17 protein-coding genes are annotated in these 18,035 nt (G+C 67.9%); 8 read left to right on the forward strand and 9 right to left on the reverse strand.

What is annotated here, in order from left to right; translation table 11 throughout:
• The coding region (locus tag BQ8420_RS30340; protein WP_143847664.1) for an LPXTG cell wall anchor domain-containing protein at nucleotides 1–712 on the forward strand (712 nt) is incomplete at its 5' end.
• A 206-nt stretch (nucleotides 713–918) separates the two neighbouring features.
• Here the strand turns inward: BQ8420_RS30340 and BQ8420_RS30345 are convergent.
• On the reverse strand, nucleotides 919–1,803 hold the full coding sequence (locus tag BQ8420_RS30345) for an N-acetylmuramoyl-L-alanine amidase (protein WP_087104007.1): 885 nt from the start codon (nucleotides 1,801–1,803) through the stop codon (nucleotides 919–921).
• A gap of 555 nt (nucleotides 1,804–2,358) precedes the next feature.
• On the opposite strand from BQ8420_RS30345, the gene BQ8420_RS30350 reads away from it, so the two are divergent.
• Complete coding sequence (locus BQ8420_RS30350) at nucleotides 2,359–3,417, forward strand: hypothetical protein (RefSeq protein WP_087103838.1); 1,059 nt, start codon at nucleotides 2,359–2,361, stop codon at nucleotides 3,415–3,417.
• 420 nt (nucleotides 3,418–3,837) lie between these two features.
• Nucleotides 3,838–5,064 carry a hypothetical protein gene (locus BQ8420_RS30355; protein ID WP_369825563.1) on the forward strand — a complete coding sequence of 409 codons (1,227 nt, stop codon included), beginning with the start codon at nucleotides 3,838–3,840 and terminating at the stop codon, nucleotides 5,062–5,064.
• Between the two features lie 288 nt (nucleotides 5,065–5,352).
• Here BQ8420_RS30355 and bldC read toward each other — a convergent pair whose 3' ends face one another.
• Both bldC and BQ8420_RS30365 read right to left on the reverse strand, forming a co-directional pair.
• A complete protein-coding gene (bldC, locus tag BQ8420_RS30360) occupies nucleotides 5,353–5,556 on the reverse strand; it encodes a developmental transcriptional regulator BldC (RefSeq protein ID WP_013155387.1) in 204 nt (67 codons plus the stop codon).
• Nucleotides 5,557–6,262: 706 nt separating this feature from the next.
• Nucleotides 6,263–7,096 carry a hypothetical protein gene (locus tag BQ8420_RS30365; protein ID WP_087104009.1) on the reverse strand — a complete coding sequence of 278 codons (834 nt, stop codon included), beginning with the start codon at nucleotides 7,094–7,096 and terminating at the stop codon, nucleotides 6,263–6,265.
• Between the two features lie 253 nt (nucleotides 7,097–7,349).
• On the opposite strand from BQ8420_RS30365, the gene BQ8420_RS30370 reads away from it, so the two are divergent.
• Entirely contained in the window at nucleotides 7,350–7,577 is a 228-nt protein-coding gene (locus BQ8420_RS30370; protein ID WP_087103842.1) for a DUF3073 domain-containing protein, read from the forward strand.
• A gap of 151 nt (nucleotides 7,578–7,728) precedes the next feature.
• Here the strand turns inward: BQ8420_RS30370 and purM are convergent, their stop codons facing one another.
• From purM to BQ8420_RS30385, 3 genes are all read right to left on the reverse strand, one after another.
• On the reverse strand, nucleotides 7,729–8,793 hold the full coding sequence (gene purM / locus BQ8420_RS30375; protein WP_087103844.1) for a phosphoribosylformylglycinamidine cyclo-ligase: 1,065 nt from the start codon (nucleotides 8,791–8,793) through the stop codon (nucleotides 7,729–7,731).
• A gap of 124 nt (nucleotides 8,794–8,917) precedes the next feature.
• On the reverse strand, nucleotides 8,918–10,414 hold the full coding sequence (gene purF / locus BQ8420_RS30380) for an amidophosphoribosyltransferase (RefSeq protein WP_087104011.1): 1,497 nt from the start codon (nucleotides 10,412–10,414) through the stop codon (nucleotides 8,918–8,920).
• Between the two features lie 54 nt (nucleotides 10,415–10,468).
• The gene (locus BQ8420_RS30385) at nucleotides 10,469–10,912 is read right to left on the reverse strand and encodes a sterol carrier family protein (protein WP_087103846.1); all 444 of its coding nucleotides are present in this window, start codon (nucleotides 10,910–10,912) and stop codon (nucleotides 10,469–10,471) included.
• 432 nt (nucleotides 10,913–11,344) lie between these two features.
• On the opposite strand from BQ8420_RS30385, the gene BQ8420_RS30390 reads away from it, so the two are divergent.
• Nucleotides 11,345–11,962 carry a DUF47 domain-containing protein gene (locus BQ8420_RS30390; RefSeq protein ID WP_067600200.1) on the forward strand — a complete coding sequence of 206 codons (618 nt, stop codon included), beginning with the start codon at nucleotides 11,345–11,347 and terminating at the stop codon, nucleotides 11,960–11,962.
• A 45-nt stretch (nucleotides 11,963–12,007) separates the two neighbouring features.
• On the opposite strand, the gene BQ8420_RS30395 is transcribed toward BQ8420_RS30390, so the two are convergent.
• On the reverse strand, nucleotides 12,008–13,573 hold the full coding sequence (locus BQ8420_RS30395; protein WP_087103848.1) for a CdaR family transcriptional regulator: 1,566 nt from the start codon (nucleotides 13,571–13,573) through the stop codon (nucleotides 12,008–12,010).
• A 146-nt stretch (nucleotides 13,574–13,719) separates the two neighbouring features.
• On the opposite strand from BQ8420_RS30395, the gene BQ8420_RS30400 reads away from it, so the two are divergent.
• From BQ8420_RS30400 to BQ8420_RS30410, 3 genes are all read left to right on the forward strand, one after another.
• Entirely contained in the window at nucleotides 13,720–14,988 is a 1,269-nt protein-coding gene (locus BQ8420_RS30400) for an FAD-binding oxidoreductase (protein ID WP_087103850.1), read from the forward strand.
• A 74-nt stretch (nucleotides 14,989–15,062) separates the two neighbouring features.
• Nucleotides 15,063–15,512, forward strand: a complete 450-nt coding sequence (locus BQ8420_RS30405; RefSeq protein WP_087103852.1) for a GreA/GreB family elongation factor — start codon at nucleotides 15,063–15,065, stop codon at nucleotides 15,510–15,512.
• A 237-nt stretch (nucleotides 15,513–15,749) separates the two neighbouring features.
• The gene (locus tag BQ8420_RS30410; protein WP_087103854.1) at nucleotides 15,750–16,163 is read left to right on the forward strand and encodes a PaaI family thioesterase; all 414 of its coding nucleotides are present in this window, start codon (nucleotides 15,750–15,752) and stop codon (nucleotides 16,161–16,163) included.
• Nucleotides 16,164–16,204: 41 nt separating this feature from the next.
• On the opposite strand, the gene BQ8420_RS30415 is transcribed toward BQ8420_RS30410, so the two are convergent.
• On the reverse strand, nucleotides 16,205–17,170 hold the full coding sequence (locus BQ8420_RS30415; RefSeq protein WP_087103856.1) for a nucleoside hydrolase: 966 nt from the start codon (nucleotides 17,168–17,170) through the stop codon (nucleotides 16,205–16,207).
• A gap of 74 nt (nucleotides 17,171–17,244) precedes the next feature.
• Nucleotides 17,245–18,024: a phosphate ABC transporter ATP-binding protein PstB gene (gene pstB, locus BQ8420_RS30420; protein WP_087103858.1), complete on the reverse strand. Its 780-nt coding sequence runs from the start codon at nucleotides 18,022–18,024 to the stop codon at nucleotides 17,245–17,247.
• Nucleotides 18,025–18,035: the final 11 nt, after the last annotated feature.

The raw sequence follows: 18,035 nt of genomic DNA on the forward strand, positions 1-18,035 counted from the left end.
CTCCCCGACCCCCGAGCCTTCCGAGGCCCCCGAAACCGACGCCGATGGCGCGGCGAACACGGCCGACGAGAACGTCGACAACGCGTCCGACGACGTCATCGAGCTGAACGAGGAGAACTCCGAACTCGTCGACGGTGGTGACACCGTCGTCATCGAGGCCACCGTCTCCGGTGCCACGGTGAGCACCTCTCAGAGCTGGGGCGGCGATGTCTCCCACGATGCCTTCGAGGGCACCGTGTCCCTGCCGGATGAGGTCAGCGCCCTCTCCAACGGTGAGGAGGTCACGGTCGAGGTTCTTCCGGTCGTCGACCAGGGTGTCGTCCAGACCGAGGACGCCGGGTTCCTCTGGAACGACGCGTACACCAACCTCTACCTGGCCTTCTCGGTCGACGGTGAGATCGTGAACGGTTACACGATCGCCGAGAGCGCCGCGGGTATCACCACCGGTGCGGCCGACGGTGGCGGTGACACCGGTGGTGGCGAGGAGGGCGACGACAAGACCCCGCCGAAGGAGCGCGACGAGGACACGCTTCCCAAGACGGACGTCGAGGACGCCAAGGACGCCGAGCCGCTGGCCACGACCGGTTCCCCGGTCATCGGCCTGATCGCCGCGGGTGCCGCGATCGCCGCCGGTGGTGGCGCCGCCGCCTACCTGGCTCGTCGCAAGAAGAACGGCAACGAGGTCGACGAGGCCGCGAACAGCGAGAGCTGATCCCGCGCCGGTCCGTGCCGACCGGTTCTCATGGACCGCGAGGAGGCCCCGAGGAGCATGGCTCCCAGGGGCCTCCTCATCGTTTCAGCGGCGACTTCCGGTGTCGGTGCACCCAGGGGGGCGGCCTCTCCCGCGCGCGGCCCTCTCAGAGTCACAGGAACAACCTGCTGCCGCGTCAGTCGAGGTTCGCCCCGACCGAGGCGGTGCTAGTCGCGCATGAGGTAGGAGGCCAGGCCCCTGGCGATGGCGTCGGCGGCGTCCGCCTGCCAATCGGGGTCGGTGAGAAGCTCCGCGTCCTCCGGGTTGCGCATGTTCCCGGCTTCCAGGAAGACCTTCGGCACGGTGGAAAGGTTCAGTCCGCCCAGGTCGGTGCGTTCGTCCAGCCCCTCGTCGGCGAGGTAGTCCGCGTAGGGGATGTCGCCACCCTCCAGGTACTCGCGCCGGATGTCCTCGGCGAGCAACGCGGAGGGCTCCACGATGTCCTCGGTCAACCCGGGCACTTCACCAGGGGTGATGACGTGGAACCCGCGGCCGGACTCCGGACCGCCGTCCGCGTGGATGGACAGGGCGGCGTCGGCCTCCTCGGTGTTGCCGATCTCGGCGCGTTCGTCGATACAGGGGCCGACGCTCTCGTTGTCCTCTCGGGTGAGGACCACCTTGACCCCGTCGGCCTCAAGGCGTTCCTTGACGAGAAGCGACAGGTCCCAGTTGAACTCGTGTTCGGAGTGACCGTCCACGGTCTCCGACCCCACCGTGTCGCAGGCCTTCTCACCGTTGCCGACTTCCACCAGGCTGTTGATCTCGCTCGCGGCCTCGGCGTTGCCGCCGTTGTGGCCGGGATCGATCACCACGACCCGGTCGCCCAGCGGACCGTCGCCGTTCGCGGGGCCTTCCTGGCCGTCGTCGGCGCCACCGTCGTCGTTCTCCCCGTTCGAGTCCTCGGGGCCGGGCAGTGGCGGTGCGGCCGTGGGATCGCCCTCCGGGGCACCGTCGGCGGGCGCTGAGCAGGCCGCGGTCCACAACACCGCGAATGAGAGCAGGGCCAAGGTGCGTCCGCGGCCCGGGCGCTCTGTTGGTGCGGAGTCGAACATGCCCACAATCTAGCCGGTCGACATGCCTCAGCCGTACTCCCGTAAAGAGGGGGGAACGTTCCATGTTGGAAGTCCGTAATCGGACAGAGGCCAGGATATCGCTATGCGAAAAGGTGCTGGATTTCGTGGTCGCCCGACCCTTCCCGGGCCTATTTCTTTCCTTATTGAAAGGCCTCTGACGCGCTTGTCATGGGAAGGTTTACAGTCCGGAAAAAACTTCACCCATCCCTTGGGCCGGGTCACGTAGGGCAATGTTCGGGTCATCGTGATCTGTTTGTGATCTGTGTTTCGGTGATTTGATCTTTGTCTGTGAGTAGTCTCCACGAAGAGAACCGGGAAGTAACATGCAGGTTCACCGGCCACCCGTCCCTCCGTGGCTCCAGGTCGAAGCAGCCCGGTTCTCCCAGGTAGAGAGCTTCTGAACGCCCTCGCCTTCCCCCGACCGATCCTGGCTCGCGACTCCGTGTTCCGAGATTTTCCCGTCTGCTTTTCGGCGGCGATTCGCGTGACCAGGCCGACCCGTCCAGGGTCGGACGAATCCGAATGAGGATTGTCTTGCGTAGAACTCGCAGCATCACCGCGCGTCGTGTCCTTCAGGGAAGTGTCGCCTTCGTCGGTTTCGGTGCCCTGGGTCTGGCCGCCGCCATGCCGGCTCAGGCCGACACCGTTCTGTACGGTTCCGGTACCGCCTCGGTCTATGGCCAGGAGACCTACCTGGAAGGCACTCCGCAGGGAGAGGAAGGTTCGGCCGCGGACAACCACTCCTTCCAGCCCGAGAGCTTCCTGACGATCGACGCCGACACCGAGGTCCGTGTGGACGCCGCCGGTACGCACACCACCGTCGCGGTCAACAGTGCCCACGCCCAGCTGACGCTGGAGGACATCCTGGGCATCATGGCGGAAGCGGACACCGAGCTGCTGGCCTCCGAGGGTGACGTGGCCACCTTCTCCGAGGACGGGACCGTCGAGACGTTCGACGAACAGGACCTCCTCATCGACGTCGAGTTCAACGACGCCGTCATCTCCGTCACCAAGGCCTGGGACGGCACCTACACCACCGAATTCGTCGAGGGCACCGTCCAGGAGAACGTCAACGAGCTGGGCATCGCCATCACCGTCCTCAACGAGGAGGGCGAGGGTGAGTTCGACGACCGGTACATGGAGGACGTCGTCTGGGACGGCGCGTTCAACGTCCTCTACGCGGAGTTCGACGCCGGGGGTCTGGGCGGAATCGACTTCTACCTCGCGGAGGCCGTCGCGGCCACCACCGACGGCGACCTCGGTGAGGACGATGACGACAACGACGACGAGGACAACGACGAGGACAACGACAACGACGAGGACAACGAGGAAGAGGACGACGACAACGGGGACACCGGCGGCGGCGAGGACGGCAAGGACGACGAGAAGGACGACGGCAAGGAACACCCCGGGGACGGTGACAAGGGCGACGACAAGCAGGGTGAGGACGAAGACCTGGCTCGCACCGGTTCGCCCATCGCGGCCCTGATCGGCGCCGGTGTCGCCCTTGCCACCGGTGGTGGCGCCGCCGCTTACCTGGCTCGCCGGCGGAAGAAGAACAAGGCCGAGGCAGAGGAGACCGACGAAGGCTGAGTGAGGCCCGTCGACCCGGCCGGTCCCACCGCATGATGGTGGGACGGCCGCGACCGGACCCCGGGGACCGCATGGTCCCCGGGGTCCTCCCTTTCCCGAGCGCCCGCCACCCCCGACCCGTGATCGCCCCATGCCCCGATACCGGTCACCCCATGGTCACCGCCACGTGGCCTACAGAACGGTTTCCGTTTCGTGATCTAGGGACTAGGCTCGCAATGTGGATCGCAATGCGCACAGGTGTTCCACCCGCTCCGTCCCACCCGATCTCCCGCCCAGACCGGTTCGAGACCCTCCTCGAACTTCCCCGAATCACAGCGCCCGGCCACCAGGTCGGGTCGTGCCCCCGGTTCCGGTGCACCGACACCGGGGCAGCACCGACCCTCGGGTCGGGCATCCCCCAGATACAACTGGAGTGTTGTGGTGACTCCCGCCGTACCGTCCGCCCGCCGGTTCCTCGCCGGTGGAACCCTGTTCGTGGCTCTGGGTACGCTCGGTGTCGCCTCCGCGGCCCCCGCCGCCGCCAGCCCGCTGGTCTGGGCCAGCGCACAGGGCTGGGTCGCCGATGGCGACCTGGTCGCCGGTTACTCCACCGCCATCAGTTTCGGTGGTGAACGCCAGGACGAGTCCGACGCGGTCCCCCTCTTCGGCCCGTTGGCCGAGTACGCGCGGGTCCAGGGTGAGAGCCGGACCGCGGTGGTGGACGAGACCGGGGCGAGTTCCCAGGTTCGGGTCGATGAGGCACGGGTCCGGCTCGGGGTGGAGGATCTGCTCGATCTCGGCATGATCGACCTGCCGGAAGGTGTGGAGGCCCCCTCAGCGAGCCCCTCGGACGGCCTGGACGACAGGTCCGGCGACGCGCCGGAGGAGGACGACCCGGAGGAGAGCGGGGACGGCGCCGAGGAGACTCCGCCGGAGCGGGACCGGCAGCAAGCCGATGAACCCACCCCGGACACCCCCTTCGAGGAGCCTTCGCCCACACCCGGCGAGTCACCGTCCGAGGAGGACGTGGTGATTCTCGGTGAGGGCGATTCCGAGAACGTCTCCACCGATGGCAACTCGATCGAGTTCACCCTCCAGGACGTACGATCCACCGCCGACGCCGGCTACGACGAGCGGACCGAGGCGAGCCTGGAGTACGGAGAGCTGACCGCTTTCGGAGCTCCGGTCCCCGACTTCGAGGGCGAGTACACGGCCGAGGACACATTGGAGGTCCTCGACGCCGAGGGCGAGACGGCCGAGGAAGTCCCCGTCAGCATCCGCTTCATCGAGCACGAGAGTCGCTTCGAGGACGACCAAGAGGGTTGGAAGGGCGAAGGCGTCCGTTCCGCCCTGACCGTGTGGGTCCAGGTGGGCGACCCCGAGGACCAGAACGGGTTCGCGGTCGACTTCGCGGACGCGTGGGCGATCGGTTCCGTTCACGGGACCGAGACCGGTGGTGATGACGGGGAAGACGAGCGTGTTGAGCGTGGCGAGCGCGGGGAGAAACCCGAGGACGAGGCGGCGGCGCCCAGCGGCCGGCTCGCGACGACCGGAAGTTCGATCGCCGCGTTGATCACCGCCGCGGTGGTCGCGGTGGGCGGTGGCGCGAGCGCGACCTTCCTGGCCCGCAAGCGCACCACGGCCATGGACGATCGGATCGAGGACTGAACCGGACGGTCGACGATTCGGCTCCGTCCGCGCCAGAGCCCTTCGGCTCCGGTCGGTGACGGCTGTCCTGGTGCATCGTGGGGCCGATGTTCCGGTCGAACTCGGTACACCCGTTCCGGACAGTGCGGGCGAGGGTGAAGGCGCCGGCCGTCCACGGTCCCCCTCGCCTTTCGAGGGCACATGAGTGGGCGGATCAGCCCGTCCGGGTGACCCGCCCCTACACTTCTTGTCTTCAGTGGCCGGAGCCCGTCCGGCCGCTCCCCCCGGAATCGGCACAGACCAGGGAGATCACTCCGTACGCTGGCTCGGGATACCGGCCAACAGAGCGCGGACCTCGGTTTCGCGGTAGCGGCGGTGGCCGCCCAGGGTGCGGATCGAGGTCAGCTTGCCCGCCTTGGCCCAGCGTGTCACGGTCTTGGGGTCCACGCGGAACATGGTGGCAACCTCGGCGGGGGTCAACAGGGGTTCCGCCTCGGGCGTGCGAGTTGACATTTGTACGGCCTCTCCTCCTGGATCTGTGTGCCGATCCTTGAGCCTTTTTCCTGGCACTTGGCCCGGATGTCCAGTATGTCGTCTAAGTCCATACTGGCATCACCCGAGGTGATTGCGCGACCACTCCAAGCAACTTTGCACGTGGGAGGCCTTCGAAAGCCGCCCGTGATCGCGTCACGCTAAGTGATTCTAGCGACACGTTTAGTGGCATGTGGCGTATTCGGTCAAAACTTCGTTCTCAGGCCTCGTTTTTCTCGATCCGGAGTGCCCGAAGTGCTAGGGCGGACCTGACCGAAACCCGGATGCCGAGCTTGGGGGAGAGGGGCGGAGCCCTTGGTCGGTCGCCGTCTGGAGGGAGATGGGCGGTTTCGCGCCTTCGGCGCTCGTCCGCTTCGGCCAGTGGGTCGGGCCACGCGGATTCGCGGCGTGGCAAGGGTTTCGCGATTACTCAGAGTGCGCTCGGTAACCGACTCACTACAGTCTACGTCGATCCCTATCGGGCGTTATGCCCAGTTTCACAACGCTTGATGTCGTGGGCCGATGGAACCGGGTTCCACACCGCCTTCACGTGCGGAAAGAGGCCCGGGGTGGGGCGAGAAACCTGGTGTACCAGGTTGTGCACCGGCGTGGCGTTCCACCGTTTCCGGCCCGGGGTGACGACAACACCGCCGTGGTTGTCCACGAAAGTCTGAGGGAGCCATGACCCTCAGTTGGCGTGCTCCAGGGCGCGTACGGACTTCCACCGTCGGGTGATGCGTTGGCGCATCTCCACCACGCGACCGCCGTCGCCCTTGGACAGTGCCTCGATCGCGTCGGACATCTCCGCCACCGAATGGTCCGAGCCGAGGTGGTCGTCGCTGAGCAGGTGCGGCAGCCCTCCGTAGTCCAGCTCCAGCAGGGAATCGGGGTGGGCGACCGACCCCAGCCAGTCCACGAGGCGTTCGGTCGACCCCGAGACCGCGTGCTCCCCGATGTTGTCCCGCAGCACCGTCACCGTGTGCTCCAACCGGCGACGGGCCTGGGACGTGTGGGTCAGGTACAACAACGTCCTGGTCGTGTCGGCGGACAGGACCAGACAGCGCTCTTGGTGCTCGAAGGGCACGAACCACGGCACCGGTATCGTCCACGTGCTCGACAGGATGAGCGGCCTGGCCTCCGCCCCCGTGTCACGCCACTGCCGGTAACCGGCCTCCGCCCGCGACGCCTCCTGTCGAGGCACGAAGGCCTCGATCAAGGCCTTCGGCGTGTCCGTGGTGAACTCGTCGAAGGAGCGCCAGCAACGCAGGCGGGTCTGCCAGGGGCACACGTACAACCGTTCGTCCACCCGGCGCAGGTAGGCGTCCTCGCTTTCTCCGGCGGGGGCGACGATCGGGGGTGTACTGATGGTCCGACCCAGGTTCTCCGCCTGTTCGGCGGCCAGCGCGTTGATCCGTTTCGGACGATCCTCGGATGAGGCGTACTCCTCCCAGTGCCGTCGGTCACGTGGAGAGAAGGTCGTGATCGGCTGGTAGACGCGGAGATAGGCGGTGTAGGGCAGCACGATCGCATCGTGGCACAGATCGTTGCCCGTGGCACTCACCGTGAGAAACGCCTGGCAGGGAGTGCTTCCGTGCGCACGCCACACCCGTCACACCCGGGTGGCGTAGGCACGGTGCGGTCCGACCAGGTACGGTTGTGTGTGTACGTAAGCTGGCGCAGGCCGTCAGTCGCGTTTGACGGCCATCAGCCTGGTACTGCGGGTTAGTAAGTGATCTGGGGTTCGTCGGAACCCAATCGTTGAGGGGGTCGAGCCAATGGGGCGCGGCCGAGCCAAGGCCAAGCAGCAGAAGGTCGCCCGGAAGCTCAAGTACAGCACCGGTGGTACCGACCTTGATCGGCTGCGGTCGGAGCTGGGTGTCGCTGAGGATGAGGGGTCTCCCTCCGGACCATCGGGTCCGGACGATCCCGATACTGAACCTCAGGACGACCTGGTGGACCGTTACGCGGATCTCGCCGACAAGTACTCGGACTCCGACAAGTAGTCATACGTCGCCGAGACTTTCAGGTCGCTCGGAATCAACCGCTGACCTGTAGCGGCTACGGCTTCCGACCGGAAGCCGTCGCGGACAGGTGGATATAGCCGGTGCGAACCATTCTGGTGGTTCGCACCGGCTATCTTCGCGTCCGTTTTTCTCACGCGTGCCGGTACTCACCCTTCAATGTGGCGAGGCCCGCACCGTTTTTCACCGTGCCCAGAAGCCAGGCCGGGACCTCCCGTTCGGCGAGCACCTGGAGCGCGCGTTCGGCGTCCGACGCCGCCACGATCGCCACCATGCCCACGCCCATGTTGAACGTGGCCTCCATGTCTCCTCGGGAGACGCCGCCCTTGTCCGCCAGGTAATCGAATACCGGGAGCGGGGCCCAGGTGGAACGGTCCAGCTCGGCCTCCACGCCCTCGGGCAGGGATCGGGTCAGGTTGGCCGCCAGGCCGCCGCCGGTGATGTGCGAGTAGGCGTGCACCTCCACCGCCTCGGTCAACGCCACACAGTCCTTGGCGTAGACCCGGGTCGGGGTGAGCAGGATCTCGCCCAGCACACCACCCAGCTCCGGTACCTCGGCGTGCAGGTCCAGTCCGGCGGAGTCCACGATGTGACGTACCAGCGAGTAGCCGTTGGCGTGCGGGCCGGAGGCACCCATCGCGATCACGACGTCGCCTTCGCGTACCCGGTCCGGGCCCAGGATGGCGTCGCCCTCGACCACACCGGTGCCCGCACCGGCCAGGTCGTACTCGTCGGCCTCCATCGCGCCGGGGTGCTCGGCGGTCTCCCCGCCGATCAGCGCACAGCCCGCCTGGTGGCAACCCTCCGCGATACCGCCGACGATCTCCGCGATACGCTCCGGCACCACCGCGCCGGTGGCGATGTAGTCGGTCATGAAGAGCGGCTCGGCCCCGCTGACCACCAGGTCGTCGACGACCATCGCGACCAGATCGATCCCGATGGTGTCGTGCTTGTCCATCTGCTGAGCGAGCATGACCTTGGTGCCCACGCCGTCGGTGGACGTGGCCAGGACCGGGTCCTTGTACTTGGCCGTGTCCAGGCGGAACAGGCCCGCGAAACCGCTGGAGTCGGTGACCTGCTCGGGTCGGCGCGTACGCGCGACGTGACGCTTCATCAGGTCGACGGCACGCTCACCGGCGGCGATGTCGACGCCCGCGGCCGCGTACGCGCCCGTCGTCCCTGTGTTGTCGGCTGCCACGCGAGTTCTCCTCGTGTATTCGGATGATCCGCTCGGTTCGTTCCGCCGCCCCTGCCCAGGGCACGCCGAAGAGTCCGGACGGACGGATGAGCGTGCGGCGGGCGCTGGGGCCCGCCGCACGTGATTACTTCCGGCTCGACGCCAGAGTGGAATCCTCGGGGGTGCCGCAGGCCTTCTCCAACAGGTACTTGCCCTGGGAGTCGGCGTCGACCTGGAGCGGGTACACCCCGTCGAAGCACGCGCGGCACAGCTGGTCCTTGGGCTGCTCGGACGCGGCGATGAGCTCGTCCAAGTGCACGTAGGCCAACGAGTCCGCTTGGACGGACTCGGCGATCTCCTCCACCGACAGGTTCGCGGCGATGAGTTCGGCGCGGGTGGCGAAGTCGATGCCGTAGTAGCACGGCCACAGGACGGGCGGACTGGAGATGCGCACGTGCACCTCCGCGGCTCCCGCGTCGCGCAGCATGCGCACCAGGGCGCGCTGGGTGTTGCCGCGCACGATCGAGTCGTCCACGACCACCAGACGGCGGCCCTCGATGACCTCGCGCAGTGGGTTGAGCTTCAGTCGGATGCCCAGCTGACGCAGGGTCTGGCTGGGCTGGATGAAGGTGCGCCCCACGTAGGAGTTCTTCACCAGACCCTGGGCGAAGGGGATTCCGCTGGCCTCGGCGTAACCCACCGCCGCGGGGGTTCCGGACTCGGGGACCGGGATCACCAGGTCGGCGTCGACCGGGTGTTCCTTGGCCAACCTGCGACCGACCTCCACCCGGGTGGAGTTGACGTTGCGCCCGGCGATGGTGGTGTCGGGGCGGGCCAGGTAGACGTACTCGAACAGGCAGCCCTTGCGCTGGACCGGGGCGAATCGGCGGGAACGGACCCCGTCGCCGTCGATGATCAGGAGTTCACCGGGGTCGATCTCCCTGACGACCTCGGCGCCGACGATGTCCAGCGCCGCGGTCTCACTGGCCACGACCCAGCCGCCCGCACCGGAGGTCTCGCCGAGGCGACCCAGCACGAACGGGCGGATGCCCTGGGGATCGCGCGCGGCGTACAAGGTGTTCTCGTCCATGAACACCAGGGAGTAGGCACCTTTGACCTGAGGGAGCAGCTCCATGGCCGCCTCGTCCAGCGCCTGGCCGTCCTTGGCCCGGGCGGCCAGCAGGTTGGTGAGGATCTCGGTGTCCGTGGTGGCACCACGACGCTGCTCCGGCAGCATCGCCGCCAGTTCCGGTGTGTTGATCAGGTTGCCGTTGTGGCCGAGGGCCAGACCCCCCTCGCGCGCCGTGTAGAACGTCGGCTGCGCGTTCTCCCACACCGGTGACCCGGTGGTGGAGTAGCGGCAATGGCCGATCGCGAGGTGGCCTCTCAGAGAGTCGAGCGTCGCCTCGTTGAAGACTTGGGAGACCAGCCCCATGTCCTTGTAGACGACGATCCGCTCTCCATCGCTGGTGGCGATGCCCGCGGATTCCTGGCCGCGGTGCTGGAGCGCGTAAAGACCGAAGTAGGTGAGCTTGCTGACTTCTTCGCCGGGTGCCCAGACCCCGAAAACGCCGCAGGCGTCCTGCGGGCCGCGTTCAAGCGGATCGAGGTCCATGGAGAGCCGGCCGTCGGAGTACGACACACGCACAGCTTAACGGCTGGTCGACCGTGGCCGATCAACCGGGGTCGAACGTCCCTATTCGTCCGGCCACAGGGGCAGGTGTTCGGACAGGTCGGAACGTACGCCGCTGGCGCGCACGTCGTTTCCGTCGACCGCTTTCTTCCAGTCGGCCCGGCCCACGGCCAACCGCAGCCAGGTGAGGGGATCGGTCTCGACCACGCCGGGCGGGGTGCCCCGAGTGTGCTTGGGGCCCTCGATCACCTGCACCGCCCCGTACGGCGGTACCCGTACCTCCAGGCTGTGCCCCGGGGCCCTGTCGGCCAACACGGCGAGACCGCACCGCACGGCGGCCTTGAGCAGGGCCCGCGGCGGGTCCTCCAGGCGTAGGGCCAAAAACGTGCACGCGGCCACGGCTTCCTCGTCCGAACCGGGGAAGGCGGGTTCGCCCAGGGTGGCGAGCTGTTCGTCCAAGGCGGAGCGCAGGCGCCGCACGGAACTCGGGGTGAGCGCGGAAGGCATGCGGGAAGCCTACGGGGGTGAGGACCGGCGTCCGGGCCGGGGCCGAGCACCGCGTCGATGAACCATGGGGTACTTGTCATGTCGAGGGGTTGGACCCAAGGTGGACATCGAAGGCAAGGGGGAGGGATGTGGACTCATCTCCGCATTCCCGGGTGATTCCTGTCTCAACGCACCGGTGGCCGGAAGGAGCCCGGACGCGGTAGCGTCCCGATGCGTCCCGGTGTGGTGGAGATGGGGAGAATTGCGAAGGAACCCACGCCCCGTGGCGTTCCTCGCACCGACACAGGCAGATGAACGAGGGGTGACCCGGACCGGACCCGCCTCCCCCATATAGGGTCCAGCCCGGACGAGTCCCACGCTGTCGCGCTGAAGTAGCTGATCAGCGCCCTTAACATCCACCAAGGAAGACCACCGCACCATCGGGAGAACGACGTGCGCCTGCGCTTGCGCCCGCGTGATGACAGTTACTACGAGATGTTCACCGACTCGGCGAACAACCTGGTCATCGGGGCCCGCCTGCTGGTGGAACTGATGAGCGACGGGGCCGACCGGGAAGCCATCACCGAGAAGATGCGTGCTTGCGAGCACGCCGGTGACGACGCCACCCACGCCATCATGCGACGGCTCAACAAGAGTTCGGCACCTCCGCTCCACCGGGAGGACATCTACCGACTCGCCTCCAACCTCGATGACGTCATGGACTCGATGGAGGCCGCCGTCGACCTCATCGGGTTGTACGGCCTCGAACGCCTCCCCAAAGGCATCATCGACCAGATCGAGGTGCTCGAACGTGCCGCCGAACTCACCGCCGAGGCGATGCCGCGGCTGCGGACGATGAAGGACCTGACCCGCTACTGGATCGAGATCAACCAGCTGGAGAACCAAGCGGACCGGATCTACCGCAAGCTCCTCGCCAAACTCTTCAGCGGTGAGTACGACGCCCTTACCGTGCTCAAGCTCAAGGACGTGATCGAAGAGTTGGAGACCGCCGCCGACGCCTTCGAACACGTCGCGAACACCGTGGAGACCATCGTCGTCAAGAACGGCTGAATCTGCTTGCTCCACCCCTCCGACGTGCCCTCGCCCGTGGCGCCCTCACTCCGTGTACGCCTCAAGGGTGATCGCCAGCGCCAACCGGGCGCGGGAGCTGTCCAAGGCCAGTGAGGTGACCCCCGCCATCCTGCGCATCCGGTGCCGGATCGTGTTCGGGTGCACTCCGAGCTCCCGGGCGGCCTCGTTCGGGTCGCCTTGGGCGCCCAACCAGGCGCGCAACGTCTCCGCGTACCGGGTGCCGTGCTCGGTGTCGTGCGCGACCAAGTCGGCGACCGGGCCGTCCGCGGGACGGCGCCCCGACAGTGACGCCATGCGCAGCCGGTGCACCAGCACCTCGTCCCAGGACTCGTCATAGGCCGGTACCGGGCGATCCGTGTCCCCGGGCCGGGAAGCGTGCAGCGTGAGGCTCTCGTCGGCCTCACGGCGGCTGGAGGGGAGCCTCGCCAGATCCGCCGGACCGCCGATACCGGCGTTCACCGTCACGTGCGCCGGCAGCCCCCGGGTGATCGTGGTCAGCCACTCACGGGCCGTCGCGGGGTCGGGTCCGCACGGCAGCACCGTGTACACGGTGCTGCCGAACACCGTGCTGCGGCCGGGGCGCGACCACCCGAACCCGGTGGTGGCCCGCTCGAACGTGATCAGGGTGGCGGAGTGGCGTTCGTCGGGGGTGTGCGCCTGCAACGCCACCACCCGGTGCGCGGTCGCGGCCAACCCCAGCCTCCCCGCCGCCTCGGTGGGGTCCATGGCGCCCTCCAACAACCGACTCACCAGGTCGGACTCCACCTGCCGTTCCAGATCCGCGCTCACCCTGGTGCGCAGCATGTGCAGGGCCACGGTCCGGGCGCCCTCGGCCAGCAGGGCGGAACGATCCTCGCCCAGCGGTCGATCGCACACGACCCACACCGACCCCAGGAACTCGCGACCCACCCGAACGGCCACCGTGGTGCGCCCACCCAGACCCAGGGCCGGTTCCGGTGGCAGGTGGAGCGGCTCGGCGGAGGACACCAGGTGCGCTGTCACCCCCGTGCGTTCCAAGTGACGTTGGAGTTCGTCCGGCACCCTTCGCCCCAGGATGGTGTCCAACCGGGCCCGGTCCGCGTCCGTCTGCCGCTGCGAATAGGCCAGGAGACGGTAACGCGTGTCCTCGATGGTCACCGGCCCGTCCACCCGGTCGGAGATGGTGTCCGCCAGGGCGGGCAGGTCCGCCGGGCCGCGCCCCGCCTCGGTCTCGCCGCCCTCCAACACCAGCCCGTAGACCACCCCGGCCACCTGACCCCAGGCCACCGACGAGTCCACGACCAACAGGGCCACACCCCGCTCACCGGCGTTCGCCGCGGCCTCGGCGTGCGGTTCGGCGCCTTCGTGACCCTCGACGGGCTCCGCCGGTCGCACCACCACCGCCACGGCGCCGGCCCGCTCGGCCAACTCCACCGCGAGCGAGGAATCCTCCACACCCACCGCCAGGAGAATGTCCCCTTCCTCCTGGCCGGAGGTGCCGGGATCGTGCAGGGCCACCCCGCGCAGCACCGTGCCCGGAGCAGGGCGCGGCCCGACCAACCTGGTCCCGTAGGTACCGAGGATGGTGACCAAACGGTCCAAAAGGACCACGGCGTCCCCCTTATTGTTCCGAACTGACTTCAGCGTAGGGCGAGATTGTGCGTGTCGGACAAAGGGCGGCCCAAGGTTCCAGGGCACACTCTGATAACAGAGGGCAGACCACGCCCTCTTGTCGTCGTGCACAGGGAGTAGTGGCCATGGCCGGGAAGGGCGCGGGAGTTCCGCGTACCGTGATCGTTGTCGGCGCCGGAATCGTGGGCCTGTCGACCGCTTGGTTCTTGCAGCGGTACGGGGTCGGGGTCACGGTGGTCGAACGAGATACGGTCTCTTCCGGGTCCTCCTGGGGTAACGCCGGCTGGATCGCGCCCGGGCTGACCATCCCGCTGAACGAGCCGTCGGTCTTCGGCCACGGCGTGCGCGCGATCCTGGACCCGAAGTCCCCGCTGTCCATTCCGCCGACCACCGACACCGGGCTGCTCGGCTTCCTCGCCGCCTTCGCGTTCAACAGCCGCCGCTCCACCTGGGAGCGTGCGCTGGCCGGCAACGCGCCGCTCAGCTCCGTGAGCCTGGACGCCTTCACCGAACTCGTCGAGGCGGGCGTCGGCCTGCAGGACGGGCCCAAGATCGAGGACGCGCCGGTCACCGCGCTGTTCAACAGCGAGAAGCAAGCCGCCCACCTCCTGATGGAGCTGGACCAGATGCGGGCCTCGGGGCTTCCCTTGGGCTACGCGGCGCTGGACCAGGACGACGTGCGGGCACAGAGCCCGTTCGTCTCGAACACCGTTCGAGCAGGCGTTCGGATCGACAACCAACGCCACGTCCACCCGGGACTGTTCACCCACTCGCTCGCCGACGCAGTGCGCTCCCGTGGGGGCAGCATCGTCGAGGGGTTCCGGGTGACCGGGGTGGAGGCGCGTGGGGACGGCTTCCGTCTTCGCTCCGCGCACGGTGAGACCGAGTCGGCGGACGCCGTGGTGGTCGCCACCGGCGCCTGGCTCGGCCGGCAGGGCCGACCCTGGGGCGTCACCGTCCCACTGCGGGCCGGTCGCGGATACAGCTTCACCGTACCGACCGACACACCGGTCCCCGGGCCGCTCTACCTGCCAGAGGCCAGGGTCGCCTGTACGCCGCTGGCCGAGGGGCTGAGAGTCGCGGGAACCATGGAGTTCCGTGACATCGAGGCCCCGATGGAGGAAAGGCGGATCTCGGCGATCGCCTCCTCCGCGAAGCCCTATCTGACCGGGGTCGACCTGGACGCTCGCACCGACGAATGGGTGGGTTCGCGCCCGGTCACCGCGGACGGTCTCCCGATCGTCGGTGAGACGCGCATCCCCGGCCTGTACGTGGCCGGTGGACACGGCATGTGGGGCTTCACCCAGGGACCGGCCACCGGGCGCATGCTCGCCCGAACGGTCGCGACGGGAAACCCGCCCGAGGCACTACGCCCCTTCGACCCACTCCGGTGAACGACGACAACGTCCACCGGGCGCCCCGCCGAATCGTCGGCCGGGCGCCCTTCCTCTTCCAAGGGAGAAACACGATGTCCAACGACAGTCGCGTCTGGATCACCCCGGGCGCCCACCGTCGGCTCACCGTGGAGCTGGCGGTCCTCCAGGGCACGGCGGAACCCGCCGAGGCCGAGAACATGGGGATCCACCTCGTCGAGGGCCCCGACGCCCGTGAGTCGCGCATGCACAAGATCGAGGAGCTCCTCCGGGACGCGGTCATCGGTCAGGCCCCGCCGGACGATGGTGTCGCCGAGCCCGGCATGGTCCTGACCGTGCGCTACGCGGACGACCCCGACACGGATACCTTCCTGCTCGGTGCTCGCGAGGGCGTGGCGGGGGAGGAGCTGAGCGTCTACTCGCCGAGCTCGCCCCTGGGCCAGGCCCTGCTGGGCGCCGCCCGCGGGGAGCAGCGCTCCTACAAGGTCCCCAGTGGCAAGACCGTGAGCGTCACCCTGGTGGAAGCCGTTCCTTACAGTGCCTGACCCGGTAGGGCCGCCCGTCAAGGGCGGCCCTACGGCGACGAAGCCTTCCATCCCGTAGCCCGGGACGGTCCGTGCGCTTCCTCAGCCCACCCGACCCTCGAAGATCAGGGGAGGGTAGAGACTCCGACCCTGTTCGTCGATGAACTCCAGGGTCCACTGGAGTGTCGGGTCGTCCTCGCCGGCCCAGCAACCGAATCGGCTTCTACAGTGATGGTTCCCGACACTGGAGGAACCCGTATGTCCGACGAGATCACCCCCGAACTCGCCGCTCTGGTCCTGGACGCCCAACCCTTCAGCAAGCTGCTCGGAGCGAGGATCACCGAATTCGAGCACGGGCGAGCGGTCCTGGAGATCGAGGCCCGCGAGGACCTCCTTCAACAGAACGGCTACCTGCACGGCGGGGTGCTCTCCTACGCGGCGGACAACTCGCTCACCTTCGCGGGCGGCTCGATCCTGGGCGCCAACGTGCTCACCGGAGGGTTCGCCATCGAGTACCTGCGCCCGGCGATCGGCCGTGTCCTGTCGGCCCGCGCGCACGTCGTGGAGTCCACCCGTCGCCGCGCCCTGTGCCGCTGCGAGCTGGTCATGGTCGACGACGATGGAGAGAAGGTCGTGGCCGCCGCCCAAGGCACGATCACGCTGTTGGGATGAGCCTTCCGGAGTAGCGAGTACCGCCACCCGGGGCCCGTGGCTCACAGGCCCCGGATCGGGCGGTTCGGCTCGGTGGGGCGGGAGAGCATCGTGACCAGGTACTCGTAGAAACCCTCGGCGTCGATCTCCTCCACGACCCGGGCGTTGGGTTCCAGCCCGTGCACGCCCCAGGACATCGCCGAGTACCCGCGGGTCAGCTCCCCGGCGGTCTCCACGTCCACGTGGTAGGGCGTCACCTTCCGGACCAGCTCGGGACGGAGCAGCAGCGCCGCGGTCAGCGAGTCGGGATGGGTGGTGCCGTCGATGCCCACCTTGCGATCGAACTCCAGGGTGGCCGCGCACACCCGGGTGAAGAAGGTCGCGAGCGGGGTGCCCAGCGCGGCGATCCGCTCCAGCCGCCCCTGGTCGAACACCGCCCGCCGCAGCGTCAACGGGTCCCAGGGCACCACGGTGACGTCGAACCCGGCGGCGAAAACGGCCTTGGCCGCCTCGGGGTCGACGTAGAAGTTGAACTCGGCGGCGGCCGTGATGTTGCCCCGACCGTTGTTGGAACCGCCCATGACGTACAACGACTTCACGTTGTCGACGAAGGAGGGGTCCTTCGCCAGCGCCATGGCGATGTTGGTGAGCGGGCCGATCGCCACGATCGACAGCTCGCCGGGGTTCTCCGCCGCCATCCGGACGAGGGTGTCCACGGCGTGCTCGGACTCGGTGGCCAGACCGGAAAGATCCATGTCCAACCCGCCGGACCCGTCACCGTGCACGTTCTCCGCGCTCACCCACTCGCGTACCAGCGGCCCACGGCACCCCAGGTACACGGGCACCTCCCCGAGCCGCCCGGCCACGTCCAACGTCATGAACGCGTTGCGCACCTGCTGATCGAACCCGACGTTCCCGGCGACCATGGTGATCGCCCGCAGGTCCGCCTCGGGGTCGAGCAGCGCGACCAACAACGCCACACAGTCGTCCTGCGCGGTGTCGGTGTCGATGATCAGCGGAGTGGCCATGGGTGACCGTCCTATCTACCAGAAGCGGCCATAACCATCACCGGCCTACGAGGATTTTCTGTTGTTTTGTCGAATTACCCGAAACGGCCGGTGATGTAGTTTTCGGTGTCCTTCTGCTCGGGACGAGTGAAGATCTGGTTGGTCTCGCCCATCTCGATCAGTCTGCCGGGCTTGCCGGGCGCCGAGAGGTTGAAGAAGGCGGTCCGGTCGGACACGCGCGCGGCCTGCTGCATGTTGTGGGTGACGATCACGATCGTGTAGTCCTCCTTCATGTTGTGAATGAGGTCCTCGATCGCCAGCGTCGAGATCGGGTCCAGGGCCGAGCACGGCTCGTCCATCAGCAGCACGGACGGCTTGACCGCCGTGGCGCGCGCGATGCACAGCCGCTGCTGCTGACCCCCGGAGAGGCCCGCACCGGGCTTGTCCAGCCGGTCCTTGACCTCCTTCCAGAGGTTGGCGCCGCGCAGCGACTCCTCCACCAGGTCGTCCGCCTCGGACTTGGACATCCGCTTGTTGTTCAGGCGGGCCCCGGCGATCACGTTGTCGTAGATCGACATGGTGGGGAAGGGGTTGGCCTTCTGGAAGACCATCCCGATCTCGCTGCGGACCAGGACCGGGTCCACGCCGGGCCCGTAGATGTCCAGGTCGTCCAGGAGCACCTTGCCCTCGGCGCGTGCGCCGGGGGTGACTTCGTGCATGCGGTTGAGAGTACGCAGGAAGGTCGACTTGCCGCAGCCGGAGGAGCCGATGAACGCTGTCACCGAACGCGGTTCGATGGTCATGGACACGTCCTCGACCGCGAGGAAGTCGCTGTAGTAGACGTGCAGTCCGGAGACGTCGATTCGTTTCGCCACAGGATGTTCCT

This window comes from Nocardiopsis sp. JB363, from assembly GCF_900143625.1.
In the GTDB taxonomy this organism is placed as follows: domain Bacteria; phylum Actinomycetota; class Actinomycetes; order Streptosporangiales; family Streptosporangiaceae; genus Nocardiopsis.